The sequence below is a fragment of the Klebsiella sp. 141161 genome (genome assembly GCF_050600815.1).
Lineage (GTDB): Bacteria > Pseudomonadota > Gammaproteobacteria > Enterobacterales > Enterobacteriaceae > Klebsiella > Klebsiella aerogenes.
The window spans coordinates 664,020-687,185 of record NZ_JAQIRN010000003.1; the positions used below are offsets into that span (position 1 = coordinate 664,020).

Genomic DNA, 23,166 nt, shown 5'->3' on the forward strand with positions numbered 1-23,166 from the left:
ATGATCTATAATCAACGAAGACAACTGAGCGTTATCTTAGCAATAACCTCAATATCGGTTAATGCACACTCGAAAGAGTGATTTTGGGATGAGACATGAACTCTGCTTCCCGGTAACCGAGTTAAAGTTCTAAATGATATTTCACCATCAATGTTAACTAGCCATTTCCCATCGCGTACGTCATCAAATTCCATTTCACAGACAAAATCTGAATTTTCCGCTGAAACAACTACTGCTTTGTTTAAGGCTTTAGGCAAGAATAATTTATCAAAAATATAATATCCATCATCTTCTAGTTTCCCGTCGTTAAGTACTTTTTTTGGCAGAATATGATAATCTAATTTAGCTATATCCTTTGGAATTCCTTCACCAAATGATAGCCACTCTAGCGAACTTCCTGTCTCTATTGCGCATTGCAAAACCCAATCGGCAGGAAAAATGTCCCGCATGTAGCGAGTAGCCATAGTGCTCTTGGACACGCCCAGGTGGTCACAAAGTGCCTGTCTCGTACTGAATCCGTACGCCTCAACCAAGCGCTCAATGACCCTCTTACCGCCGCTACTGAAATCCATAAGACCTCCAAAGAAATCTAAAATGCATTGATAGATTCCAAAAGCGATCTTAAAGTTGAACTCGAAGTGTTCTTTTGGAGCCTTCACTACTAATCACGATAAACAATGGCTCGCCACAAGCCGCACTGAAAGAGGAATGTTGCACCATGACCCCAAACATTTCAATCACTCTGAATACGCCACATGTAACAATTGAACGTTATAGCGAACTCACGGGGCTTCCTGTTGATACGATCAATGACATGTTGGCTGATGGTCGCCTTCCACGGCATCGACTCCGCAAAGATAAGAAGCGCGAAAAAGTCATGATTAATATGGCTGCTTTGACAGTAGATGCACTTTCGGTGTGAAAAACCTTTGCTTATCACTTTCAGCTTTATGGTTCGATTTTGCGATAAGTTCGGATATGAAAACTATGTTTGATTATAAAGTTTCCAAACAAAATTATTTTGATGAAGCTTGCCGCACTTTCGCATTGCATCACAACATGGCGAAAGTGGCGGAACGCGCTGGCATGAATGTTCAAACCCTGCGTAACAAGCTGAATCCAGAGCAGCCTCACCAGCTCACAGCCCCCGATATATGGTTGCTGACCGACCTCACAGAAGATTCAACATTGGTTGATGGGTTTCTGGCTCAGATCCATTGCCTGCCATGTGTACCAATCAATGAAGTTGCGCGGGAGAAAATGCCGCAGTACGTCCTGAAAGCCACCGCCGAGATCGGTCGTGTCGCTGCCAGTGCGGTTTCTGGTGTTCAACTGAACCAGCGTCTACAGGAGGATGACAAATGGCGTCAGTGGTACTGAAAAATGCAGGAATGAGGTTATAGATTAATCAAAGGGTTAGCTGAGTAAAAAAGTATTTCAGCTTTGAAATTATATGGTATGCTGTATATATGTACAGTAATATTGGGAGGGAGTTGTGAACGATTTGTTCATGGAGTCACTTGCACTGCAGCGGATAGAACTTATGGCCCGGCTGGTCGCCAACTCAGATTGTAGCGATGACGATAAGGAGGTGCCATTTCGTGGTTGTCAGAACTGACAAGCGAACTGGTGAACAGGTTAAATCAGTACGGGGTAGGCCAGGATGAATGTAAGCATTAATCGTTTTGTTCTCTGTGAAATTCCCTCCCCCAGATCGTACCTGAGCTTGAGAAGAGAGTGCATGTCTATGGTGCATGGATTCGCATGATCCAAAAAGGATCGCAAGGGGCCAGAGCTGCCAATGCTGGCGGGCTTTCTGGCCTATCATGCACCTGCATGAAAACCACTCCACAAAGCGGGCAGGCGTGGCGGGGATACTAGCGCGCGCAAGCAGTACCACATGCATTACAATTGATGTAAGCTGATATGAAAATATACTCCATCAAAGGTATGGCTATGGAATTGCATGCATATACAAGAACTATTTCGGAACTGCTTTCAGTAAATAGAAAGTACGTCGTACCTAGGTTTCAACGGGAATACTCTTGGGTAAAAGAGCAAATAAACGAGCTTTGGTATGATGTAATATCTAATGTGAAAATCGAGCAGGATTTTACTTATACTAACAATGAGTATTTTATTGGGTCTTTAGTTTTAGTAGGTGATGAGACTGGTAGAGAAATGCAGATTGTAGATGGTCAGCAAAGGCTTACGACTCTGACAATTTTTCTTTCAGTATTATGTGAGTGCTTCAAATCTAACAATCAAGCTGATCTGGCTGAAGCTTTGTTTGAAAACTATATTGAAGGGCGTGATGATGATGGGAAGAAGTTTTTTAAATTAATAAATGAAACGCCTAAGCCATTCTTTCAAAAGAACATTCAGCATATAAATAAGACTGATGAAGCCCCAGAAACTCAAGAAGAAAAAAATCTGTTATCAGCGTATAAAGAAATATCCTCTTTAGCTTCGCGGGAAAAGTTGGGGAAACATTTTTCGCTAGATATACAATCGGATGAGCAATATGCCAGTCTATTAAAGGCGATTAGAGACCAAGTATTAAGGTTTCTAAAAATAATTTTTATTACTGTTAATGATGAAGATGAAGCATATACCATCTTCGAAACTCTTAATGCTAGAGGTATGAATTTAAGTTTTGTTGACCTTATCAAAAATAAATTATTTAAAGCCTTAAATGATCCTCATCCTAATGATGATGCTAAAGATAATTGGAAGGCCATACGTTCAATTTTGATGCAACGAAATGGGGTTGGTACGATCGAAACCTTTATGAGACATTGGTGGGTCTCGAAATATGCCTATGTGAGCAATGAAAATCTCTATAAGTCCTTTATTGGGAAATGGCGTAAAGGTGAGATTGACCCTGCTGCTCTCATAAATGAACTTAAACAAGATGCCGAATTATATGTATGTTTATCATCTCCTGTAGAAGGTGATTTTCCACAGATGGAAGATAAACCAATTTTCCACTCCCTCAATGCAATAAGGTTATTTGGTATTACGCAATGCAGGCCTTTTCTACTTGCTTTGTTGAAAGCGAAACGACAAGGGAAGTTACGGCATCGTGATTTAATAAAAGCTCTTCAGGTTGTTGAAAATTTCCATTTTGTGTTTAACGCAGTTTGCTCATTGAGGCCTTCTGGTATTGAGGGAGCATATTCAAAGGCGGCTCGTTTAATAAACTCTCCTGATTCCACAAAGGTAAGTAACGGAACTACCATTGAACAACTTTGTTCATTGTTGAGTAACCGTAAGCCAGAAATTACAGTGTTTATTGAAAATTTTAGAAATATTGTATTTACTGATGATAATTCCAAGCAGAAGAGATTGGTTCAATATATTATAACTAAGTTCGAAGTGAGGCGGCAGAATGGTGGTGAATATCGACCTAGCTCTATTTCTTTAGAGCATGTTTTGTCACAAAGTTCAGGGGATGATAAGGAAATAGGTATGGTGGGTAATATTATTCCTTTATCGAAGGAGTTGAATGAGCAAGCTGGGAATAAACCTTTGTTAGAGAAGGTTGCAATATATGAAAAGTCAGAGTTTAAAATGGTCAAGGAGTTCTTGGGTGAACTCAAAAATGTTCATGGTGGTCACTGGGATGAGCACGCAATACTTTACAACACTGATAGACTAGCAGATGAGGCGTATACAACTATCTGGGATCACTAAGATTTAGCTCACCCGGTATTCCTTAAAATATCGGGTGGTTTTTTCTTAATCAAGATTATAGTCGATGAAATTAATAATAGATTCCCCTAGCCAGTTGTTTAATTCGCTAATTCGTTTTTGTAGGGGAATAAGTTCGTTACGCACAAATACAAGACTTGCCTTCTCCACATCACCAAACCCCCCAACATTACTCGGCATAATCCCCATCATCTGCGGCGGCACGCGGTGCGCTGCCATCATGTCATCCCGGCTGACGTTTTTGATATTCAGAAACTCATCCTTTGCTGCCACCTCTGACAATGGGATGATCTGGATACCGTCCTTCTTACCGTTGGGTGAGTACATAAACAGGTTACGGAAGTTGCCCGGGCCTTTGGCGCTTTTCATCGCATGGCGAATGTTGTTCACGTCCTCTTGGTTCTGCGCCGCATCGGTCATGTACATGATGAAGCCTGCGTGGCTGCCGTTGATATAATACTTCCGGCGGAATAACGTGGCGGACTCGTTCAGCAAGGCGGATGGGATGGCTGACAGGTATTCCGGCAGGCCGTAAATCTCCTGGTTTAGGTCCGGCTCCATCAGGTGAAAGATGCTGCCTTTGGTGAACTCGTAGGGCTGCGTGGTCATGCCATATTGCAAAAACCAGTAGGTGTCGAGATCGATCCCGCGGCGGGTATATTTCGCCAGCGATGGCTCCAGCGACAGGATGCCGCCCAGTCGGTTCGTTCGTTTCTCAAGATAGGCGTTACCAAACACCAGATAGTCCTGCACAAAGCGGTTGAATGCCTGCTGGCTCAATAGCGGGTGCGGGATAAACGTGCTGCTCAGGATGTTGCGCTTAACGGCAATCGGCGAGCTGTGGTGCACGGCGGCACGATAGGTGCGGGCCAGGCCGTCAAAGCTCACGGGCGGCTCGTACCACTTATCCATCTGCACGCATTCCACGTAATCAAGCAGTTCGCGGCGGTCCAGTACCGGGATCGGATCGCCACAGCTGAACGCTTCAGCGTGAGTTGTGTTCTTCTGCTGCGCGGCTTGCTGGGCGTTAGTGAAGAGGTGAATATCTGTGTCAAAGATCATTTGCTCAGGTGGCTTCAAGTTTGAAAATAAATGAGTGAATACTTATTTATTTAACCTTTATTGAACATTCATTTGGGTAAACCACTGGCAACTTTATGATTTTTAATGTATTAAGTGATTGGAGTTGTCTTGCTATAAAGAAAAAATATTTAATGTTTTTTCTGAATTTACTTAAAAATTAATTGGTTATGTTTCTTTTGGCTGGTGAGTGTGTTTTGACGTCTTACTTGAAAAAAATAAAAGCTCAATTACTCTTGATTTGTAGTGTGCTTATTTAGATTACTACCGTTTCTTCAAAATACGATAGTTCCTGAAGTCAATGCGACTTTAATACTACATAAACTCAGGGGGTTGAAATGTCTAATGAATTGAATATTCAAGTTCCAAAAGGCGTAAAAGTAAACATAGAAGAGGTTGAGGATTTGTTGGATGATGATCCTCGCGTACCCAATGATAGGAATATAATAATTTCTACAAATAAGAATTTAAAATTAGCTATCAAAAAATCAGATGGCGATGATCCAGATTCAAAATCTTCAGTAGTACTTATGTGTGGTTAATATTAAGACATTATGCAATGTCGGGGGGGGGGATGAGTAATCTATTAATGCCAAGACTTCGGCATTGCACTTTAATTGATGATATTGAAAACGACAAAACAACAATTGTTGTTGGTAAGGAATATTTTTCTATTGAGCGTTTGGCCGGTGGAAGAGATGATTTTTTGATAATTAAAAGCTTAATGGATGGAAGACATACAGTTAAACAGATATCAAGTTTGAGCGGTATCGATTTATCGAATGTAATCGATGTTGTAGAGATGTTTGATTCTAACGGTTTGTTACAGCAAAGAAATGCAAGTGATACAATAAGCTGTGATGAGTTTTTAATGAAAATAGAAGATACAACATGTATGTGGAGGAGACAAATAGGGCTTCACAATTTATTTCATGGTCTGTTGTTGAAAAAATATAGGGTTGAGGTTTTTTTAGGGTTGTTAATTGAAACATTCCATTATATGAAATTGCTACCTAGTATGTTGTCACGCGTTGCTGTCTATATTAATGATGAAGAGCACAAAGAACTTATACTTAAGTATGCAAACGAAGAGATGTTTCATTACTTACCTTGTTTAAAGGCTCTTAGTAAAATCGAACGCATCGGTGATTCTGTTAAGGATTCTCATCCTACCATGGGAACGTTATCACTTATCAGGAACTTTGAATCGATTGCGATAAAAAACAGCCTGTCATTGATTTGCTGTATTCAATTCGTTGAAGCCAGAGTTTCTGAAATGGAAAGTGCAGAGAAAAATCTTAGGGCAATAGCAAATGTCTATGGCTTATTAGATGCGGTTGAGCCATATATTAGTCATATGAAATATGATATAAATATGGAGCATTCAAATCTGCTTTCTCAATCTTTGTCTTCAAGAAAAAGTTTATCGATGGCAGATGTTCATCATTGTATTAATGATATGCATGATATAAAGCATTGCTTTGATCTCTTTCACGATGATGTGATTAAATATTATGGAGATATCTCAAACTATATCCCAAGGCTTTCAGTTGACTACTTTTCATTGTGATTATATTGCAGTTAAATAATGCTTGGTGTTTCTAAGCGACAAGCATTTCTTCTAAATTTTTTCATCCCATTCCTTAGATTGATAATTACAACATAAAAGTAATTGATCTCATTTTGTGTACATGAAATTTCTAAGACCAGTAAATTGTATAATTGACCGTACAATGTCGGACATACATCAAAAAATTAGCTTCTATGCCAACTTATAAGCATGAACGCACAACTCACAGAAATCATGCGCCTTATCACCAACCTGATTCCACACCGGAACTGTATGCGACCAACAGCCGGGTGAGCCGTCGTCCTTCCACGCAGTTTCTTGGGCCGGATAACGACCCGCTCACCCTTTCCGGCGTCCTGCTGCCTGAAATAACAGGCGGCAGGCTGTCCCTGCTGGCGCTGGAACAGATGGCGGAGCTGGGCAAGTCGTGGCCCCTGATTGAGGGCAGCGGCACGATCTACGGCATGTTTGTGATTGAGAGCCTGAGCCAGACTAAAACGGAGTTTTTCGCCGGAGGTGAGGCGCGCCGGATTGAGTTTTCACTGACCCTCAAACGAGCGGATGAGTCCCTGTCTGTTATGTTCGGCAACCTCAGCGACCAGCTGAGCAACCTGCAGGACTCTGCCGCATCCGCTATCGGTAACATCACCAGCACCGTCGGAGGGCTGCTGCAATGAATATCAGCTCTGATCTGCTGGACCTTAACAGCAAAACACCTGCTTTCAGCATCGTGATTGAGGGTAAGAACGTGACGGAGGTGCTGGATAAGCACCTGATGAGCCTGACCCTGACGGATAATAGAGGTTTCGACGCTGACCAGCTCGATCTGGAACTGGATGACGCGGACGGGCAGATTGTGCTGCCACGACGCGGGGCGGTTATTACCCTGGCGCTGGGCTGGAAAGGCCAGCCACTTTTTCCAAAGGGCAGTTTCACGGTGGATGAAATTGAACACGCTGGCGCACCGGACAGACTGACCATCCGTGCCCGCAGCGCCGACTTTCGGGAAGCCCTGAACACTCGGCGGGAGAAGTCATGGCACCAGACGACGGTGGGCGACGTGGTGAAAGAGATTGCCGCCCGCCACAACCTGACAATGGCCCTGGGCAAAGACCTGATCGATAAGCCACTGGATCACCTAGACCAGACTAACGAAAGCGACGCGAGTTTCCTGATGAAGCTGGCTCGGCAGTTTGGGGCCATTGCCTCTGTAAAAGACGGGCATTTGCTGTTTATCCGCCAGGGGCAGGGCAGATCTGCCAGCGGAAAGCCACAGCCGGTAATCACTATCACCCGCAAGGCCGGAGACAGCCACCGTTTCAGCCTGGCAGATCGTGGGGCCTATACGGGCGTGATTGCCAGCTGGCTGCATACGCGGGAGCCAGCAAAGAAGGAAACCACAAGCGTTAAGCGCCGCAAGAAAACCACGACAGCAAAGGAGCCGGAGGCAAAACAGGGTGATTATCTGGTCGGCACGGATGAAAACGTGCTGGTACTGAACAGGACCTATGCAAACCGGTACAATGCTGAACGGACTGCCAAAATGCAATGGGAGTGGCTGCAGCGCGGTGTGGCCTCATTCTCCCTGCAACTGGCGGAAGGCCGGGCCGATCTCTACACAGAAATGCCCGTGAAGGTGAGCGGCTTTAAGCAGCCCATAGACGAAGCGGAATGGACGATCACCACGCTCACGCATACGGTCAGCGCTGACAGTGGTTTTACAACCAGCATTGAGTTTGAGGTGAAAATAGATGAGTTCCTAATGGAATGATTAGTTCCAAAATGCGAACAATGATGTATCATGATTGTGAACTGGTTAATAATGAGGGCTGATTATTATGATGAATTGTCCTATGTGCGGACAGGCGGCACATACCCGAAGCAGCTTCCAGGTTTCCAACGAAACCAAAGAACGCTACAACCAGTGCACTAACATCGAATGCGGACATACCTTTGTGACGCATGAGACATTTGTACGATCCGTATGCCGTCCGCAAAAAATCAGCGCAGCACCACCTCACCCCAAAGATATGCAGGAACAATTTGCTTACTGACTCTGACCCGCCGCTGGCGGGTTTTTACTGCTTTAATTCAGCGAATGGGATATGCAGCCAGTTACTCTTTTTGGTTCTTACTAGCATGAACCGTTTGCAAAAAATCAGCAGCCAACTAGTCCGTAGGTAGTAAACCGAGGAAGGCTGAGTTCCCATGACATGGTTGGATTGAATTTATGATCATGCAGATAGAAGAAATCTAGAGTGTCATCTTTTTCGCGATAACGTAATTTTGCAACTCCTACTGGTACTTGACGCCATCCGATAGCAGTGCATAGCGTTATTGATGCAGTTCCTTTATCGGTTAGCTTACCCATGATATGGAATGTTATTTTATCTAAATCCATAACATTACTTTGGCAGTTGATAATCTCACCTTCAAGTCTACCTGCGTTATCTACGGTGTTAATTCGTATGTCCAGCGATGGCTCAGGAAATCCATGGTTAACTCCAAGGTTATTCCAATTTTTACCTTTTAGAATTTGTGCATATCTTTCCCTACGTAATCTTTTTGCCTCTTTCCACTGTGGGATTAATGTTAAAAGTGTGGGCAGCCCCAAAACAATACTCAAAATTCCTACAATGATTCCAACGATTGTTACTGAGTCACTAAATGATAAGGACACGCTCTTTCTCGCTCTCTGTCGCCACTTTGTCGCCATTGCAGGGCGATAGGGCTAGTAAGTGATTATTTTATCGAGAGTAATCTATCAGGCAACAAAAAACCCATCAACCTTGAACCTAAACGGCGGGGTTGATGGGCTCCACAAAATGGGGACATCAAAGAAAAGCAGTGGCACTAGTTATGACTGACATCCTGGGAAAAAGTTCTGTTCATCACCGATTTTTTTGCGAAAAAGTTAAAAATTTTCGGCCAGGGCTAGCCAAGGCCCGGCCAGATGATGACGATCAGCGTACCGGCAAGGGTGAGCAGCACGTTGGCGATAGCGTAGGTGCCAGCGTAGCCGAGCGCGGGAATATTGCTTCGCGCGGTATCGCTGATAATTTCCATCGCCGGGGCGCAGGTACGCGCGCCCATCATCGCGCCGAACAGCATCGCGCGGTTCATGCGTAGCACATAGGCGCCGAACAGGAAGCAGATCACCACCGGCACCAGGCTGACAATAAGACCGGCGGCCAGCATTTGCCCGCCAATGGCGCCCAGACCGTTATTAATACCCGCGCCGGCGCTCAGGCCGACCCCGGCCATAAACACCATCAGGCCGAACTCCTTCACCATATTCAACGCCCCCTGCGGGATATAGCCGAAGGTCGGATGGTTGGCGCGCAGGAAACCGAGCATAATGCCGGCGAATAGCAGGCCGGCAGCGTTACCGATACCGAAGCTGAACGAGCTGAACTGGAAGGTGATCATGCCGATCATCAGGCCGACGATAAAGAAGGCGCAGAAAGCCAGCAGGTCGGTCACCTGGCTGTGAATCGAAATAAAGCCGATGCGGTCAGCGACGGTTTTTACGCGGCGGGCGTCGCCGCTCACCTGCAGCACGTCGCCTTTATTAAGCACCACGTTATCGTCGATTGGCATTTCAATCTGGCTGCGGATCACCCGGTTTAAGAAGCAGCCGTGATCGGTCAGCTTCAGCTGCGCCAGGCGGCGGCCGACGGCGTTATGATTCTTCACCACAATCTCTTCGGTGACGATACGCATATCGAGCAGGTCGCGGTCAAACACCTCTTTACCGTTACGGAAGCTTGGGTCGAGGCGGGCATGGGCGTCCGGGTAGCCAACCAGCGCGATATCGTCGCCCATCTGCAGTACCGCGTCGCCATCCGGGTTCGCCAGGATACCGTTACGGCGAATACGTTCGATATAGCAGCCAGTCTGGCGGTAAATCCCCAGCTCACGAAGATTTTTGCCGTCCGCCCACGCGACCAATTCCGGGCCGACGCGGTAGGCGCGGATAACCGGCAGATAGACTTTACGCTTGGAGTCGGTATCCAGACCGCGCTCGCGGGCGATCTGTTGGGCGCTGGTCTGCAGATCCTGATGCTGCAGCTTCGGCATATAGCGCGCGCCGACGATCAGGCTCACTAGGCCAACCAGGTAGGTCAGGGCGTAACCGAGGCTCAGGTGGTCAAGCGACTGCGCCAGCCGATCGCTGGGCATGCCGAAGTGGCGCAGGGTATCGCCAGCGCCCACCAGCACCGGGGTGGAAGTCATGGCGCCCGCCAGCATCCCGGCGGTCAGGCCGATGTCCCAGCCAAACAATTTGCCCAGCCCCATAGCGATTAACATCGCGCTAGCCACCATCACCAGCGCCAGCATCAGATAGTTTTTGCCGTCGCGGAAAAAAATCGAAAAAAAGTTGGGGCCAGCTTCGACGCCGACGCAGAAAATAAACAGCATAAAGCCAAGATTTAGCGCATCTGTGTTAATGGCGAAGTGCTGCTGACCTAATAATAAAGAAACGACTAAAACGCCAATGGAATTACCAAGTTGTACTGACCCGAGGCGAAGTTTCCCCAGGCAAAGACCCAGTGCGAGTACAACAAACAATAACAGGATGTAATTCCCGTTTAACAAATCTGCGACGTTTATATTCACGAAAGCCAACTTCTCGTTTACTAGTAAGTTGTTGAAGGAAATGGTTTTTTGGTCTAAGGTTGCTCAAGCGTTCGCACTATGCCGAACGTTATTCTGGCATCCCGTTAATACCGATAAAACAGTGCCGCTAGTTTAATCTTTCCTGGTTGCTGCGGCTAGTCACAATCGTTTTACTCTGACGGGAGCGTTATAAGCATGGACTGCCAGAATGCTATTTCTGACTGGATGAAGTGAAAGATAGTTAGAGGCGAAATCAGGAGGATGTCGTGAAATCTGAGCGCGCGTGGGCCGGTATAATTTGTGGGTTCTTTCTGTTTATTGTGGTCTGTTTATCGCTGTTGCTGCATATGAAAGGGGCTTTTCGGCAAACGGGCAACCCCGAGCTTGGGCTGCTGTTCTTTGTGCTGCCTGGCGCGGTGGCGAGCTGTTTATCCCCAGGCCGGCGCGTCATACGTCCACTGATTGGCGCCATGCTGGCGGCACCGGTTTGTCTGGTGGTGATGCGGATGTTCTTTATTACTCATCGATCGTTTTGGCAGGAACTGGCGTGGCTTTTTAGCGCGGTGTTCTGGTGCGCGCTCGGGGCGCTATGCTTTTTATTTATTAGCGTCTGGCTGGACGCCAGACGCAGGCACTCAATGGAAGAGTGAAGTCTCTCAAGCAAACAGGCCGAGATTTTCTTTCGCCCAGGCTTCGAAATCCGTGCAGCCGCCGATGTGTTTCTGATCGACGAAAATCTGCGGTACGGTTTCTACCGGCTTACCGACGGTTTTTTCCAGATCGGCTTTGCTGATGCCTTCCGCGTGGATATCAATGTAGCGATAGCTGAAGTCATCGCGCTCGGTGCTCAGTTTTTCAGCCAGCTCTTTGGCGCGAACGCAATATGGGCAACCTGGGCGACCAAAAATAACGGTAAACATGCTTCTCTCCTTAAATCTCAGCCGGATGGCGAATGTGGCTATGATGCCGCGTTCCGTTAGCAAGGGGAAGAAGGTTTTACCTTTTATAGCGATGGTTGCGGGTTATGCTTGATAAATATCATCTGCTGCAAGACCCTATACAGACCCGCCAGCGATGTGCGCGGCATGAGTATATTGAGGAGCGTTATGCGATCGCCTGCCGCATTACCCAAAAGTATTCTGATTGTTGAGCTCGTCGGCATGGCGCTGCTGACGCTGGCCTGGCTGTCATTGAACCAGTATGTTCAGCTGCCGGCGCCGTTTGCCAGCCCGACGGCGGCGCTCATCATGATCTTTGCCGGGATCCTGCTGATGATCCCGGCGGCGATAGCCTTAATGTGGCGAATAGCGAAAATTGTCGCGCCGCAGTTGACCGATAATAAGACCTCATCTTCTACCCCGTCCGAAAGAGAAAAACGCCATGACGCCGACCATTGATCTGCTGCGCAACCACCGTTCCATCCGCCATTTTACCGACGCGCCGATTAGCGACCAACAGCGTGAGGCTATCATCGCCGGGGCGCAAGGGGCATCCAGCTCCAGCTTTTTACAATGTACCTCGATTATTCGCATTACCGACCCGCAGATGCGTGAGCAGCTGGTTCCGTTGACCGGCGGCCAGCAGCACGTGGCGCAGGCGGCGGAGTTTTGGGTATTCTGCGCCGATTTCAACCGCCACCTGCAAATTTGCCCACAAGCGCAGTTGGGGCTGGCTGAACAGCTGCTGCTGGGCGTCGTCGACACCGCGCTAATGGCGCAGAATGCCTTAATCGCCGCGGAATCCCTGGGATTAGGCGGCGTCTATATTGGCGGCCTGCGCAATAACATTGATGCGGTAACCGAACTGCTGCAACTGCCGAAACACGTGTTGCCGCTGTTTGGCCTGTGCCTTGGCTGGCCTGCCGACGACCCGCAGGTTAAGCCGCGTATTCCGCCTGCGATGCTGGTGCATGAGAATCACTACCAGCCGCTTGATCAACAGGTGCTGGCGCAGTACGACGAACAGCTGGCGGACTATTATCTGTCGCGCGGCAGCAATACCCGCCGCGATACCTGGAGCGACCATATCCGCCGCACCATCATCAAAGAGAGCCGGCCGTTTATTCTCGACTATTTGCATAAACAGGGCTGGGCAACGCGCTGATTCCCTATACACTTCACCCTGCAAACGCAGAGTGCTGGCTGCCAGTTATTTTCTAAGAGGTGTTGGGTGAAAATCGCTATATTATCCCGGGATGGAACGCTTTATTCTTGCCGCCGCTTGCGTGAAGCCGCGCAAAAACGCGGGCATCAGGTCGAGATCCTCGATCCGCTCTCCTGCTATATGAGCGTCAGCCCGGTTGCCTCCTCGATTCACTACAAAGGGCGGCAGTTGCCCCATTTTGATGCAGTCATTCCGCGCATCGGCACGGCAATCACCTATTACGGCACCGCCGCGCTGCGGCAGTTCGAACTGCTGGGCAGCTATCCGCTAAACGAGTCGGTGGCGATTACCCGCGCCCGCGATAAGCTGCGCTCGCTGCAGTTGCTGGCGCGTCAGGGAATCGATCTACCGGTCACCGGCATTGCCCATTCCCCGGACGACACAAGCGATCTGATCGCGATGGTCGGCGGCGCGCCGCTGGTGGTTAAACTGGTGGAGGGGACGCAGGGGATCGGCGTGGTGCTGGCGGAAACGCGGCAGGCGGCGGAAAGCGTGATTGACGCCTTCCGGGGCCTTAATGCGCACATTCTGGTGCAAGAATATATCGCTGAGGCAAAAGGGTGCGATATCCGCTGCCTGGTGGTTGGCGATGAAGTAGTGGCGGCGATTGAGCGGCGGGCGAAGGAGGGCGATTTTCGCTCTAACCTGCACCGCGGCGGCGTCGCCACTACGGCCACGCTTAGCGATCAGGAGCGGGAGATGGCGATTAAAGCAGCGCAAACGCTGGGTCTGGACGTGGCTGGCGTGGATATCCTGCGCGCCCATCGCGGTCCGCTGGTGATGGAAGTTAACGCGTCACCGGGGCTGGAAGGGATTGAAACCACCACTCACGTCGATATTGCCGGGCGAATGATCGCGTGGATCGAGCGTCAGGCCACGCCTGGATATTGTCTAAAAATGGGAGGGTAGCGTCACTTCGTTATCCTTTCATGGAATGCGACGCATTTTTTGCGTAAGCTATGCGTCGTTTTTTATCCAGCAAGAGGTCACAGGCACTATGGATTCACTGGTCGTTCCGGGTCTTGATACGTTACGTCATTGGCTCGACGAGTTAGGCATCAGTTTTTTTGAGTGCGACTCCTGCCAGGCGTTGCACCTGCCGCATATGCAGAATTTCGACGGTATTTTCGATGCCAAAATCGACCTGCTGGACAACGTGGTGCTGTTTTCGGCGCTGGCGGAAGTGAAGCCTTCGGCGCTACTGCCGCTATCGGCGGACCTGTCGGCGATTAACGCCAGTTCGCTGACCGTAAAAGCGTTCCTTGATATTCAGGATGATAATCTGCCGAAGCTGGTGGTTTGCCAGGCGCTGCCCGTTGGCGCGGGCGTCACGCTTGAACAGTTTGCCTGGTTCTTCCGCCAGAGCGAAGAGCAGGTCTCGATGGTCATTCTGGAAGCCGGCGCCAATCAACTGCTGTATAAAGCGGAAGAGCAGGAAGAAGAGGCCGCAGCCGAAGAAGTGCAATACCATTTTCTGCACTAATTAATAAAAGCAGCCGCTGCGATGGCGGTTGCTTATTTATTCTGTCACAAACCCTCATTTAAAGAATTATTCACTGCTGTTTTACCGCTTCGCTTTTATCTCGTAGACCTTTATTGGCTGGAAATATGATCCAGGGCGTTTTTTTGCCTGGGCTATATCCTCTTATTCTGGCTACAGTTATTCTGGCGAGGCGTCCATTTGCGGGCAGCCAATCAGGGAGAGGTTTCCTCTCCTTATCTCAGGCAATGAAAAATATGCATGATTCTTGCATGCGTTCAGGTTCGTCTATTGCGTCCGTGAATTAACGGGCCTTGAGAAGGAAACAGAGATATGACCGCCTTGGGTAAAAAATGGTTAACAGGTGTGATTACGGGTGCGCTGATGGCCGTTTCTGCCGGCTCGCTCGCAGCGGAACAAAAAACGCTGCACGTCTATAACTGGTCTGATTATATTGCGCCGGACACGGTCGCCAATTTTGAAAAAGAGACCGGAATTAAAGTGGTGTATGACGTATTTGATTCCAACGAGGTGCTGGAAGGTAAATTAATGGCCGGCAGCACCGGGTTCGATCTGGTGGTGCCGTCGGCAAGCTTCCTTGAACGCCAGCTGGCGGCCGGAGTGTTCCAGCCGCTTGATAAAAGTAAACTGCCGAACTGGAAAAACCTCGACCCGAAAGTTTTACAACTGGTGGCGCGTCACGATCCCGATAACAAATATGCGATGCCGTACATGTGGGCGACCACTGGTATCGGCTATAACGTCGATAAAGTGAAAGCGGCGCTGGGTAAAGACGTGCCGTTAAACAGCTGGGATCTGGTGCTGAAACCGGAAAACCTTGAGAAGCTGAAAAGCTGCGGCGTCTCCTTCCTTGATGCCCCGGAAGAGATTTTCTCGACGGTGCTGAACTATCTAGGCAAAGATCCAAACAGCACCAAAGCCGATGATTACACCGGACCGGCAACCGATCTGCTGCTGAAGCTGCGGCCCAATATCCGTTACTTCCACTCTTCGCAATATATTAATGACCTGGCAAACGGCGATATCTGCGTTGCGATTGGCTGGGCGGGCGATGTCTGGCAGGCGGCGAATCGGGCCAAAGAGGCGAAGAACGGCGTCAATATCTCCTACTTCATTCCGAAAGAGGGGGCGCTGGCCTTCTTTGATGTCTTCGCCATGCCGGCGGATGCCAAAAATAAAGACGAAGCCTATCAGTTCCTGAACTATCTGCTGCGCCCGGAGGTCATCGCCCACATCAGCGATCACGTCTACTACGCTAACGGCAACAAAGAGGCGACGCCGCTGGTCAGCGCCGATATCCGTAACAACCCGGCGATTTACCCGCCGGAGGATGTCTTCGCCAAGCTGTTCACCCTCAAGGTGCAGGATCCGAAGATTGATCGCGTGCGCACCCGCGCATGGACCAAAGTGAAAAGCGGGAAATAACGCCATCAGGCCCGGTACGCCGGGCCTGTAAAGGTCTGACCTGCTGTTCGCTGGCGGACATAGAACTGAAGAATGTATGGCAACCGGGCCATACGGTGATTGTATTTGCCGGAGAGCACCCGAGTGAATGACGCAATGCCCCGCCCACAGGCGAAAGCCCCCAAAGCGCTGACCCCGCTGCTGGAAATCCGTAATTTAACCAAATCCTTCGATGGGCAACACGCCGTCGATGATGTCAATCTCACCATTTATAAAGGCGAAATATTTGCCTTACTGGGCGCGTCCGGCTGCGGGAAATCGACGTTGCTACGCATGCTGGCAGGTTTTGAGTTGCCCACCGCCGGGCAGATTGTGCTGGATGGCGTCGACCTGGCGCGCGTGCCGCCGTATCAACGGCCGATCAATATGATGTTCCAGTCTTACGCGCTATTTCCGCACATGACTGTTGAGCAAAATATCGCCTTTGGTCTCAAGCAGGACAAGCTGCCGAAGGCGGAGATTAACGCCCGCGTCCAGGAGATGCTGGCGTTGGTGCATATGCAGGAGTTCGCCAAACGCAAGCCGCACCAGCTTTCCGGTGGCCAGCGTCAGCGCGTGGCGCTGGCGCGTAGTCTGGCGAAGCGGCCGAAACTGCTGCTGCTCGATGAACCGATGGGCGCGTTAGATAAAAAACTGCGCGACCGGATGCAGCTTGAGGTGGTGGATATTCTTGAGCGCGTCGGCGTCACCTGCGTGATGGTCACCCATGACCAGGAAGAGGCGATGACCATGGCGGGTCGTATCGCCATCATGAACCGCGGCAAGTTCGTGCAGATAGGCGAGCCGGAGGAGATCTATGAACATCCGACGACTCGCTATAGCGCCGAGTTTATCGGTTCGGTAAACGTCTTCGAAGGGCTGGTCAAAGAGCGGCTGGAAGATGGTCTGGTACTGAATGCGCCGGGGCTGGTACATCCGCTGAAGGTCGATCCGGATGCCTCGGTGGTGGATAACGTGCCGGTCTGGGTGGCGCTGCGTCCGGAGAAAATCATGCTCTGCGACGAACCGCCGGCGGACGGCTTTAACTTTGCGGTAGGCGAGGTTATCCATATTGCCTACCTCGGCGATCTGTCTATCTATCATGTCCGTCTCAAAAGCGGGCAGATGATAAGCGCCCAGCTGCAAAACGAACATCGCCATCGCAAAGGCATGCCGACCTGGGGTGATGAAGTTCGCTTGTGCTGGGACGCCGATAGCTGCGTTGTTCTGACGGTGTAAGGAGAGGGCGATGAGCACATTAGAATCTCCAGCCGGCGGCAAAAAGCCCGGCGGTTTTGCCCTGTGGCTGGCGCGCCAGCAGATGGCCCACGGGCGTAAGCTGGTGATTGCGCTGCCGTATCTGTGGTTAATCCTGCTGTTTTTACTGCCATTCCTGATCGTTTTTAAAATCAGTCTGGCCGAAATGGCGCGGGCGATCCCGCCCTATACCGAGTTACTGTCGTGGGCCGACGGTCAACTGACGTTGACGCTCAACCTCGGCAACTTCCTGCAACTGACCGACGATCCGCTGTACTTTGAGGCTTATCTGCAGTCGCTGCAGGTGGCGGCCATTTCCACCTTTTGCTGTCTGCTATTGGGCTATCCGCTGGCGTGGGCGGTGGCGCATAGTAAACCATCGACGCGAAATATCCTGCTACTGTTGGTGATATTACCTTCGTGGACCTCGTTCCTCATTCGCGTTTACGCCTGGATGGGGCTGCTGAAAAGCAACGGGGTGCTCAATAATTTCCTGTTGTGGCTTGGAGTTATCGATCAGCCGCTGGAGATTTTGCATACCAACCTGGCGGTGTACATCGGTATCGTTTACGCCTACCTGCCGTTCATGGTGCTGCCGATTTATACCGCGCTGACGCGTATCGACTATTCGCTGGTGGAAGCGTCGCTGGATCTCGGCGCCCGGCCGTTAAAGACCTTCTTCCAGGTGATTGTTCCGTTAACGAAAGGCGGCATTATCGCCGGTTCGATGCTGGTGTTTATTCCGGCGGTGGGCGAGTTCGTGATCCCGGAACTGCTCGGCGGCCCCGACAGCATTATGATTGGCCGCGTGCTGTGGCAGGAGTTCTTTAATAACCGCGACTGGCCGGTAGCATCGGCGGTGGCGATTGTGATGCTATTGCTACTGATCGTGCCGATCATGTGGTTCCACAAGCATCAGCAAAAACAGATGGGGGATCATGGATGAATGACTTACCGGTAGTACGTTCGCCGTGGCGGATTCTGATCCTCGTGCTCGGTTTTACCTTCCTGTATGCGCCGATGCTGATGCTGGTTATCTATTCATTTAACAGTTCGAAGCTGGTGACGGTATGGGCAGGGTGGTCGACGCGCTGGTATAGCGAGCTGTTTCATGATGACGCGATGATGAGCGCGGTGGGGTTAAGCCTGACCATTGCCGCCTGCGCGGCGACGGCGGCGGCGATCCTCGGCACGATTGCCGCGGTGGTGCTGGTGCGTTTTGGCCGTTTTCGCGGTTCCAACGGTTTTGCTTTTATGATCACCGCGCCGCTGGTGATGCCCGATGTGATTACCGGGCTGTCGCTGCTGCTGCTGTTCGTCGCGCTGGGGCATTCCATCGGCTGGCCATCGGATCGCGGCATGTTGACGATATGGCTGGCGCATGTCACCTTCTGTACCGCCTATGTGGCGGTGGTTATCTCTTCACGTCTGCGCGAGCTGGACAGGTCAATCGAAGAGGCGGCGATGGATCTCGGCGCCGCGCCGCTGAAGGTTTTCTTTGTGATAACCTTGCCGATGATTATGCCCGCGGTCATTTCCGGCTGGCTGCTGGCATTTACCTTGTCTCTTGATGACCTAGTCATTGCCAGTTTCGTTTCCGGGCCAGGGGCGACGACGCTACCGATGCTGGTTTTCTCCAGCGTGCGGATGGGCGTTAACCCGGAAATTAACGCCCTGGCGACCTTAATCCTCGGCGTGGTGGGAATTGTCGGTTTTATCGCCTGGTATTTAATGGCTCGCGCAGAAAAGCAGCGCGTGCGCGATATCCAGCGTGCAAGAAGGGGCTGAACCCACTAAAATCGCTAACAGAGCCTATTATCGGCGCCGCACTCGTGGCGCCGTTTTCATGGATGACTTTACGTTGGGATTGTTTACAAAAACTCGATCGTCTCATGCTCGTCTTAACGTCCCTGTGCTGGTACAGGTGGCGGCCTTCACTATTATCTTAATTCGCGGTCTCGATCTGTTAATGATCCTCAATCAGCTCGGCGTGCAGGGGATTGCCGATTTTATTCATCGTAGTGTGCAAACCTGGGCCCTGACGCTGGTGTTTCTGGCGAGCCTGGCGCTGGTGTTTATCGAGATCTGGTGCGCCTTTTCGCTGGTGAAAGGCCGCAACTGGGCGCGCTGGCTCTACCTGCTGACGCAAATCATCGTCATCTCTTATCTGTGGGCGGCCTCGATTGGCTACGGCTATCCGGAACTGTTCAGCGTGGCCGGCGAGTCGAAGCGGGAAATTCTCCATGCGCTGTTTCTGCAAAAGCTGCCGGATCTGCTGGTGCTGGCGCTATTGTTTATCCCGGCGTCGTGCCGACGGTTTTTCCGCTTGCAATAACGGTGATACAATCCCCGCCCCGGTTTTCTTGAAGGTCTTCTTATGCATTGCGCACTTTACGACGCGGGCCGCTGCCGTTCCTGTCAGTGGCTGGAATTGCCATTGACGCAACAGCTCGCCGATAAAATGGCGAACCTGCGCGAACTGCTGGCGAGTCATCCGGTGGCGACATGGCTTGCTCCGGTCTCAGGTCCGGAGACGGCGTTTCGCAACAAAGCGAAAATGGTCGTAAGCGGTAGCGTAGAGCGCCCGCTGCTCGGCATGCTGCATCGCGATGGCACGCCGGAAGATCTCACCGATTGCCCGCTGTACCCGCCGAGTTTTGAACCGGTTTTCGCCGCGCTGAAGCCGTTTATCGCCCGCGCCGGACTCACCCCCTATAACGTTGCCCGCAAGCGCGGCGAACTGAAGTATTTGCTGCTGACCGAAAGCCAGCAGGGCGGCATGATGTTGCGTTTCGTCCTGCGCTCTGCGGCTAAGCTTGAACAGCTGCGCGCCGCGCTGCCGTGGTTACAGCAGCAGTTGCCGCAGCTTAAGGTGATTACCGCCAATATTCAGCCCGTGCACATGGCTATCATGGAAGGGGAGGAGGAGATTTTCCTCAGCGATCAACAGGCGCTGGCGGAGAACTTTAACGGCGTACCGCTGTGGATCCGCCCGCAAAGCTTTTTCCAGACCAACCCGACGGTGGCGAGCCAGCTCTATGCGACCGCCCGCGACTGGGTACGCGCGCTGCCGGTCAACCACATGTGGGATCTATTTTGCGGCGTCGGCGGTTTCGGCTTGCACTGCGCCACCCCGCAGATGCGTCTTACCGGGATCGAAATCGCCCCGGAAGCCATCGCCTGCGCGAAGCAATCCGCGGCCCAGTTGGGATTAACCAATCTTCATTTTCAGGCGCTGGATTCCACGCAATTCGCGACGCATGAAGACGATATTCCACAGCTGGTGCTGGTCAACCCGCCGCGGCGCGGCATCGGCGCCGAACTGTGCGATTATCTAAGCCGCATGGCGCCGCCGTATATCATTTATTCGAGTTGTAACGCCCAGACAATGGCCGCAGATATTGATCTTCTGCAGGGCTATCGCCTTGAGCGAGTGCAGTTGTTCGATATGTTTCCACATACCGCGCATTATGAAGTGCTGACGCTGCTGGTTCGTGAAGTTTAAACAAAATGTGAACTCTTTAAGCGGCTGAAATCGGGTAAGCTTTATGAAACGAGCGTGAAATTCGTGGAGCGAATCTGATGAGTAAAAAAATCCTGCTGGTGGAAGATGATGATGATATCGCGGCTTTGTTGCGCCTGAATCTGCAGGATGAAGGGTATCAAATCGTGCATGAAACGGACGGCGCGCAGGCGCTGCGCCAGCTGGATAACGGCGTCTGGGATGCGGTGATTCTTGACCTGATGTTGCCCAACGTCGACGGGCTGGAGATTTGCCGTCGCATCCGTCAGCAAACGCGGTATCTGCCGGTGATTATTATTAGCGCCCGTTCCAGCGAAACCCAACGCGTGCAGGGGTTGGAGATGGGTGCCGATGATTATCTGGCGAAACCTTTTTCTCTGCTGGAGCTGATTGCCCGGGTGAAGGCGGTGTTCCGCCGTCAGGAAGCGATGGGACAAAATCTCTTGATGGATGCCGGACGTATCGCCTGCCACGGCCTGAATATCGACCCGCTGTCCCGGGAGGTCAGGCTACGCGGTGAACTGGTAGACCTCACGCCGCGCGAATTCGATCTGCTGTATTACTTTGCCCGCCATCCCGGCGAAGTTTTTTCGCGCCTGGCGCTGCTGGATAGTGTCTGGGGCTATCAGCACGAAGGCTACGAACATACGGTCAACACGCATATCAATCGCCTGCGTACGAAAATAGAGCGCGACCCGGCAGAGCCGGACATTATTCTTACCGTCTGGGGGAAGGGCTATAAATTTGCGCCCTATAGCGCCGGGGCGCAGTCATGATCCGCCGACTCAGCCTCAGCCAGCGGCTGTCGTTGGTGTTTATCGCCTTGCTGCTGCTGTGCGCGCTGTCCGTTTGTCTGCTCCAGCTCTATAGCAGCGCGCAGTACGGTAACGTCATGGTGCAACGGCTTTCCGCCGGTCTGGCGCAGCAGATTGCCACCCGCGAGCCGCTGCTCAACGCGCGCGGCGAGGTGGATCGCGCGGCGTTGAAACCACTCTTCGACCGTCTGATGGTGTTTAACCCAAGCGTCGAGCTGTACCTCGTTTCGCCGGATGGCGAGCTGCTGGCGGATGCCGCGCCGCCGGGGCACATTAAACGCCAGCGCATTGCCATGGCGCCGGTGCAGACGTTTCTCTCCGGCGGCGCGTGGCCGATTTATGGCGACGATCCGCGCAGCGTGGACCAGCAAAAAGTATTTAGCGCCGCGCCGCTACGCCTTGACGGCCAGCTACGTGGCTATCTTTATATTATTCTGCAGGGCGAAACGTTTAATGAACTGGCACAGAGCGCCTGGCAGAAGACGTTGTGGAGCCTGCTGCTATGGACCCTGCTGCTGGTGGCGTTGTTTGGCCTGTTGGCCGGCGGCCTGGCGTGGTACTGGGTGACACGCCCGGTACGCCAGCTGACGGCGCTGGTGGCGGCGGGTGATAGCGACAGCATTCGCGCGATTAAGGCGCTGGCGGCGCAGGCGCCGGACCCGCATCCCGGAAATGAAGTGGCGCTGCTGCATAACCGGTTTATCGAACTGGCGCAGCAGATCGCCGGGCAATGGGATCGGCTGGCTGATAGCGATCGTCAGCGCCGGGAATTCATTGCCAATATTTCGCATGACCTGCGCACGCCGCTGACTTCGCTGCTGGGATATCTGGAGACGTTATCGCTTAAGGATGATCGCCTGACGGCGCAGGAGCGCAAGCAGTATCTGAATATCGCGCTACGCCAGGGAAATAAAGTCCGTCATCTGTCGCAGCAGCTATTTGAGCTGGCTCGCCTGGAACATGGCGGTATTAAGCCGCAGCCGGAAAAGTTTATCCTTGCTGAGCTGATTCAGGACGTGGCGCAAAAATTCGATCTGGCGATTGCCACCCGCGAAATCCGTCTGCGCCTGGAATTGGCGTCAGGCTTGCCTTTGGTTGAGGCTGACCTTTCGATGATGGAGCGGGTATTAACCAATCTGCTGGATAACGCCATCCGCCACACTCCGCATGGGGGCGAAATTCGTCTGTCGTCGCGCCTGCAGGGGGCGCAGGTGGTGGTCGAGGTGGCCGATAGCGGCCCGGGCGTCGCCGGTGAATTACGGGCCAATCTGTTTGAGCGGCCATCGGTACTGGAACCGGGGCAGCAGAGCGCATCACGGGGCGGGCTGGGGTTGATGATTGTTCGCCGGATGCTGCAACTGCACGGGGGCGATATTCGCCTGCTGGAAGTACCGGCAGGGGCCTGTTTCCAGTTTACCCTGCCGTTGTGAGGGAGAGCGCTGCCGATAGGCCCGGCTCAGACGGTTGCGCCATAAGCCGG

24 protein-coding genes and 3 pseudogenes are annotated in these 23,166 nt (G+C 51.3%); 22 read left to right on the forward strand and 5 right to left on the reverse strand.

What is annotated here, in order from left to right:
- Positions 1-11: 11 nt before the first annotated feature.
- Entirely contained in the window at positions 12-572 is a 561-nt protein-coding gene (locus PGR79_RS11515; RefSeq protein ID WP_113374878.1) for a phage repressor protein CI, read from the reverse strand.
- Positions 573-718: 146 nt separating this feature from the next.
- Between PGR79_RS11515 and PGR79_RS11520 the strand changes: the two genes are divergently transcribed.
- The 4 genes and pseudogenes from PGR79_RS11520 (at position 719) to PGR79_RS11535 (ending at position 3,696) form a co-directional block, all read left to right on the forward strand.
- Positions 719-922: a regulator gene (locus PGR79_RS11520; RefSeq protein WP_105659529.1), complete on the forward strand. Its 204-nt coding sequence runs from the start codon at positions 719-721 to the stop codon at positions 920-922.
- Between the two features lie 65 nt (positions 923-987).
- Positions 988-1,335, forward strand: a pseudogene (locus PGR79_RS11525) (phage regulatory CII family protein); the annotation flags it as partial.
- 160 nt (positions 1,336-1,495) lie between these two features.
- Positions 1,496-1,680, forward strand: a pseudogene (locus PGR79_RS11530) (hypothetical protein).
- Between the two features lie 276 nt (positions 1,681-1,956).
- A complete protein-coding gene (locus PGR79_RS11535; RefSeq protein ID WP_162750239.1) occupies positions 1,957-3,696 on the forward strand; it encodes a DUF262 domain-containing HNH endonuclease family protein in 1,740 nt (579 codons plus the stop codon).
- Positions 3,697-3,741: 45 nt separating this feature from the next.
- Here the strand turns inward: PGR79_RS11535 and PGR79_RS11540 are convergent, their stop codons facing one another.
- Positions 3,742-4,776: a phage portal protein gene (locus PGR79_RS11540; RefSeq protein WP_113374857.1), complete on the reverse strand. Its 1,035-nt coding sequence runs from the start codon at positions 4,774-4,776 to the stop codon at positions 3,742-3,744.
- A gap of 356 nt (positions 4,777-5,132) precedes the next feature.
- On the opposite strand from PGR79_RS11540, the gene PGR79_RS11545 reads away from it, so the two are divergent.
- The 5 genes and pseudogenes from PGR79_RS11545 (at position 5,133) to PGR79_RS11565 (ending at position 8,418) form a co-directional block, all read left to right on the forward strand.
- Positions 5,133-5,336, forward strand: coding sequence for a hypothetical protein (locus PGR79_RS11545; RefSeq protein WP_162750240.1), 204 nt, complete (start codon positions 5,133-5,135; stop codon positions 5,334-5,336).
- A 32-nt stretch (positions 5,337-5,368) separates the two neighbouring features.
- Positions 5,369-6,364, forward strand: coding sequence for a hypothetical protein (locus PGR79_RS11550; protein WP_113374879.1), 996 nt, complete (start codon positions 5,369-5,371; stop codon positions 6,362-6,364).
- A gap of 272 nt (positions 6,365-6,636) precedes the next feature.
- Positions 6,637-7,041, forward strand: a pseudogene (locus PGR79_RS11555) (phage tail protein); the annotation flags it as partial.
- The gene (locus tag PGR79_RS11560) at positions 7,038-8,135 is read left to right on the forward strand and encodes a phage late control D family protein (protein WP_113374859.1); all 1,098 of its coding nucleotides are present in this window, start codon (positions 7,038-7,040) and stop codon (positions 8,133-8,135) included. The pseudogene PGR79_RS11555 and the gene PGR79_RS11560, both read left to right, overlap by 4 nt.
- 67 nt (positions 8,136-8,202) lie before the next feature.
- Positions 8,203-8,418 carry an ogr/Delta-like zinc finger family protein gene (locus tag PGR79_RS11565; RefSeq protein ID WP_113374860.1) on the forward strand — a complete coding sequence of 72 codons (216 nt, stop codon included), beginning with the start codon at positions 8,203-8,205 and terminating at the stop codon, positions 8,416-8,418.
- Positions 8,419-8,522: 104 nt separating this feature from the next.
- On the opposite strand, the gene PGR79_RS11570 is transcribed toward PGR79_RS11565, so the two are convergent.
- Entirely contained in the window at positions 8,523-9,044 is a 522-nt protein-coding gene (locus PGR79_RS11570) for a hypothetical protein (RefSeq protein ID WP_162750241.1), read from the reverse strand.
- 254 nt (positions 9,045-9,298) lie between these two features.
- Entirely contained in the window at positions 9,299-10,984 is a 1,686-nt protein-coding gene (locus tag PGR79_RS11575; RefSeq protein WP_101704156.1) for an aspartate:alanine antiporter, read from the reverse strand.
- Positions 10,985-11,250: 266 nt separating this feature from the next.
- Here PGR79_RS11575 and PGR79_RS11580 point away from each other — a divergent pair, with 266 nt between their 5' ends.
- The gene (locus PGR79_RS11580) at positions 11,251-11,634 is read left to right on the forward strand and encodes an inner membrane protein YbjM (protein ID WP_047065001.1); all 384 of its coding nucleotides are present in this window, start codon (positions 11,251-11,253) and stop codon (positions 11,632-11,634) included.
- Positions 11,635-11,640: 6 nt separating this feature from the next.
- Here the strand turns inward: PGR79_RS11580 and PGR79_RS11585 are convergent, their stop codons facing one another.
- On the reverse strand, positions 11,641-11,904 hold the full coding sequence (locus tag PGR79_RS11585; RefSeq protein ID WP_015367533.1) for a GrxA family glutaredoxin: 264 nt from the start codon (positions 11,902-11,904) through the stop codon (positions 11,641-11,643).
- Between the two features lie 186 nt (positions 11,905-12,090).
- Here PGR79_RS11585 and PGR79_RS11590 point away from each other — a divergent pair, with 186 nt between their 5' ends.
- The 12 genes from PGR79_RS11590 to PGR79_RS11645 all read left to right on the forward strand — a co-directional run bounded on the left by PGR79_RS11590 (position 12,091) and on the right by PGR79_RS11645 (position 23,116).
- A complete protein-coding gene (locus PGR79_RS11590) occupies positions 12,091-12,381 on the forward strand; it encodes a YbjC family protein (RefSeq protein WP_047065002.1) in 291 nt (96 codons plus the stop codon).
- Positions 12,365-13,087, forward strand: a complete 723-nt coding sequence (nfsA, locus tag PGR79_RS11595; RefSeq protein WP_087859984.1) for a nitroreductase NfsA — start codon at positions 12,365-12,367, stop codon at positions 13,085-13,087. The genes PGR79_RS11590 and nfsA overlap by 17 nt, the downstream gene beginning before the upstream one ends.
- A 66-nt stretch (positions 13,088-13,153) precedes the next feature.
- Entirely contained in the window at positions 13,154-14,056 is a 903-nt protein-coding gene (gene rimK, locus PGR79_RS11600; protein ID WP_015367529.1) for a 30S ribosomal protein S6--L-glutamate ligase, read from the forward strand.
- A gap of 88 nt (positions 14,057-14,144) precedes the next feature.
- The gene (locus PGR79_RS11605) at positions 14,145-14,630 is read left to right on the forward strand and encodes a YbjN domain-containing protein (RefSeq protein WP_015367528.1); all 486 of its coding nucleotides are present in this window, start codon (positions 14,145-14,147) and stop codon (positions 14,628-14,630) included.
- Between the two features lie 330 nt (positions 14,631-14,960).
- Complete coding sequence (gene potF, locus PGR79_RS11610) at positions 14,961-16,073, forward strand: spermidine/putrescine ABC transporter substrate-binding protein PotF (RefSeq protein WP_032711260.1); 1,113 nt, start codon at positions 14,961-14,963, stop codon at positions 16,071-16,073.
- A gap of 123 nt (positions 16,074-16,196) precedes the next feature.
- The gene (gene potG, locus PGR79_RS11615) at positions 16,197-17,330 is read left to right on the forward strand and encodes a putrescine ABC transporter ATP-binding subunit PotG (RefSeq protein WP_015367526.1); all 1,134 of its coding nucleotides are present in this window, start codon (positions 16,197-16,199) and stop codon (positions 17,328-17,330) included.
- Positions 17,331-17,340: 10 nt separating this feature from the next.
- The gene (potH, locus tag PGR79_RS11620; protein WP_430921706.1) at positions 17,341-18,294 is read left to right on the forward strand and encodes a putrescine ABC transporter permease PotH; all 954 of its coding nucleotides are present in this window, start codon (positions 17,341-17,343) and stop codon (positions 18,292-18,294) included.
- On the forward strand, positions 18,291-19,136 hold the full coding sequence (gene potI / locus PGR79_RS11625; protein WP_015367524.1) for a putrescine ABC transporter permease PotI: 846 nt from the start codon (positions 18,291-18,293) through the stop codon (positions 19,134-19,136). Before potH ends, potI begins: the two co-directional genes overlap by 4 nt.
- A 58-nt stretch (positions 19,137-19,194) precedes the next feature.
- Complete coding sequence (locus PGR79_RS11630) at positions 19,195-19,683, forward strand: YbjO family protein (RefSeq protein WP_430921708.1); 489 nt, start codon at positions 19,195-19,197, stop codon at positions 19,681-19,683.
- Between the two features lie 42 nt (positions 19,684-19,725).
- Positions 19,726-20,853 carry a 23S rRNA (uracil(747)-C(5))-methyltransferase RlmC gene (gene rlmC, locus PGR79_RS11635; protein ID WP_430921710.1) on the forward strand — a complete coding sequence of 376 codons (1,128 nt, stop codon included), beginning with the start codon at positions 19,726-19,728 and terminating at the stop codon, positions 20,851-20,853.
- 77 nt (positions 20,854-20,930) lie between these two features.
- Entirely contained in the window at positions 20,931-21,647 is a 717-nt protein-coding gene (locus PGR79_RS11640) for a response regulator transcription factor (RefSeq protein ID WP_430921712.1), read from the forward strand.
- Entirely contained in the window at positions 21,644-23,116 is a 1,473-nt protein-coding gene (locus PGR79_RS11645; protein ID WP_113374863.1) for a sensor histidine kinase, read from the forward strand. Before PGR79_RS11640 ends, PGR79_RS11645 begins: the two co-directional genes overlap by 4 nt.
- Positions 23,117-23,166: the final 50 nt, after the last annotated feature.

What these genes read in the sequence shown, in the direction of transcription:
- PGR79_RS11645 (WP_113374863.1), top strand. Translation starts at nt 21,644, where the DNA reads ATGATCCGCCGACTCAGCCTCAGCCAGCGGCTGTCGTTGGTGTTTATC.
- potF (WP_032711260.1), top strand. Translation starts at nt 14,961, where the DNA reads ATGACCGCCTTGGGTAAAAAATGGTTAACAGGTGTGATTACGGGTGCG.
- nfsA (WP_087859984.1), top strand. Translation starts at nt 12,365, where the DNA reads ATGACGCCGACCATTGATCTGCTGCGCAACCACCGTTCCATCCGCCAT.
- PGR79_RS11640 (WP_430921712.1), top strand. Translation starts at nt 20,931, where the DNA reads ATGAGTAAAAAAATCCTGCTGGTGGAAGATGATGATGATATCGCGGCT.
- PGR79_RS11535 (WP_162750239.1), top strand. Translation starts at nt 1,957, where the DNA reads ATGGAATTGCATGCATATACAAGAACTATTTCGGAACTGCTTTCAGTA.
- PGR79_RS11560 (WP_113374859.1), top strand. Translation starts at nt 7,038, where the DNA reads ATGAATATCAGCTCTGATCTGCTGGACCTTAACAGCAAAACACCTGCT.
- PGR79_RS11585 (WP_015367533.1), bottom strand. Translation starts at nt 11,904, where the DNA reads ATGTTTACCGTTATTTTTGGTCGCCCAGGTTGCCCATATTGCGTTCGC.
- PGR79_RS11520 (WP_105659529.1), top strand. Translation starts at nt 719, where the DNA reads ATGACCCCAAACATTTCAATCACTCTGAATACGCCACATGTAACAATT.
- PGR79_RS11630 (WP_430921708.1), top strand. Translation starts at nt 19,195, where the DNA reads ATGGATGACTTTACGTTGGGATTGTTTACAAAAACTCGATCGTCTCAT.
- PGR79_RS11545 (WP_162750240.1), top strand. Translation starts at nt 5,133, where the DNA reads ATGTCTAATGAATTGAATATTCAAGTTCCAAAAGGCGTAAAAGTAAAC.
- PGR79_RS11540 (WP_113374857.1), bottom strand. Translation starts at nt 4,776, where the DNA reads ATGATCTTTGACACAGATATTCACCTCTTCACTAACGCCCAGCAAGCC.
- potI (WP_015367524.1), top strand. Translation starts at nt 18,291, where the DNA reads ATGAATGACTTACCGGTAGTACGTTCGCCGTGGCGGATTCTGATCCTC.
- rlmC (WP_430921710.1), top strand. Translation starts at nt 19,726, where the DNA reads ATGCATTGCGCACTTTACGACGCGGGCCGCTGCCGTTCCTGTCAGTGG.
- PGR79_RS11605 (WP_015367528.1), top strand. Translation starts at nt 14,145, where the DNA reads ATGGATTCACTGGTCGTTCCGGGTCTTGATACGTTACGTCATTGGCTC.
- PGR79_RS11590 (WP_047065002.1), top strand. Translation starts at nt 12,091, where the DNA reads ATGCGATCGCCTGCCGCATTACCCAAAAGTATTCTGATTGTTGAGCTC.
- PGR79_RS11515 (WP_113374878.1), bottom strand. Translation starts at nt 572, where the DNA reads ATGGATTTCAGTAGCGGCGGTAAGAGGGTCATTGAGCGCTTGGTTGAG.
- potH (WP_430921706.1), top strand. Translation starts at nt 17,341, where the DNA reads ATGAGCACATTAGAATCTCCAGCCGGCGGCAAAAAGCCCGGCGGTTTT.
- PGR79_RS11550 (WP_113374879.1), top strand. Translation starts at nt 5,369, where the DNA reads ATGAGTAATCTATTAATGCCAAGACTTCGGCATTGCACTTTAATTGAT.
- PGR79_RS11565 (WP_113374860.1), top strand. Translation starts at nt 8,203, where the DNA reads ATGATGAATTGTCCTATGTGCGGACAGGCGGCACATACCCGAAGCAGC.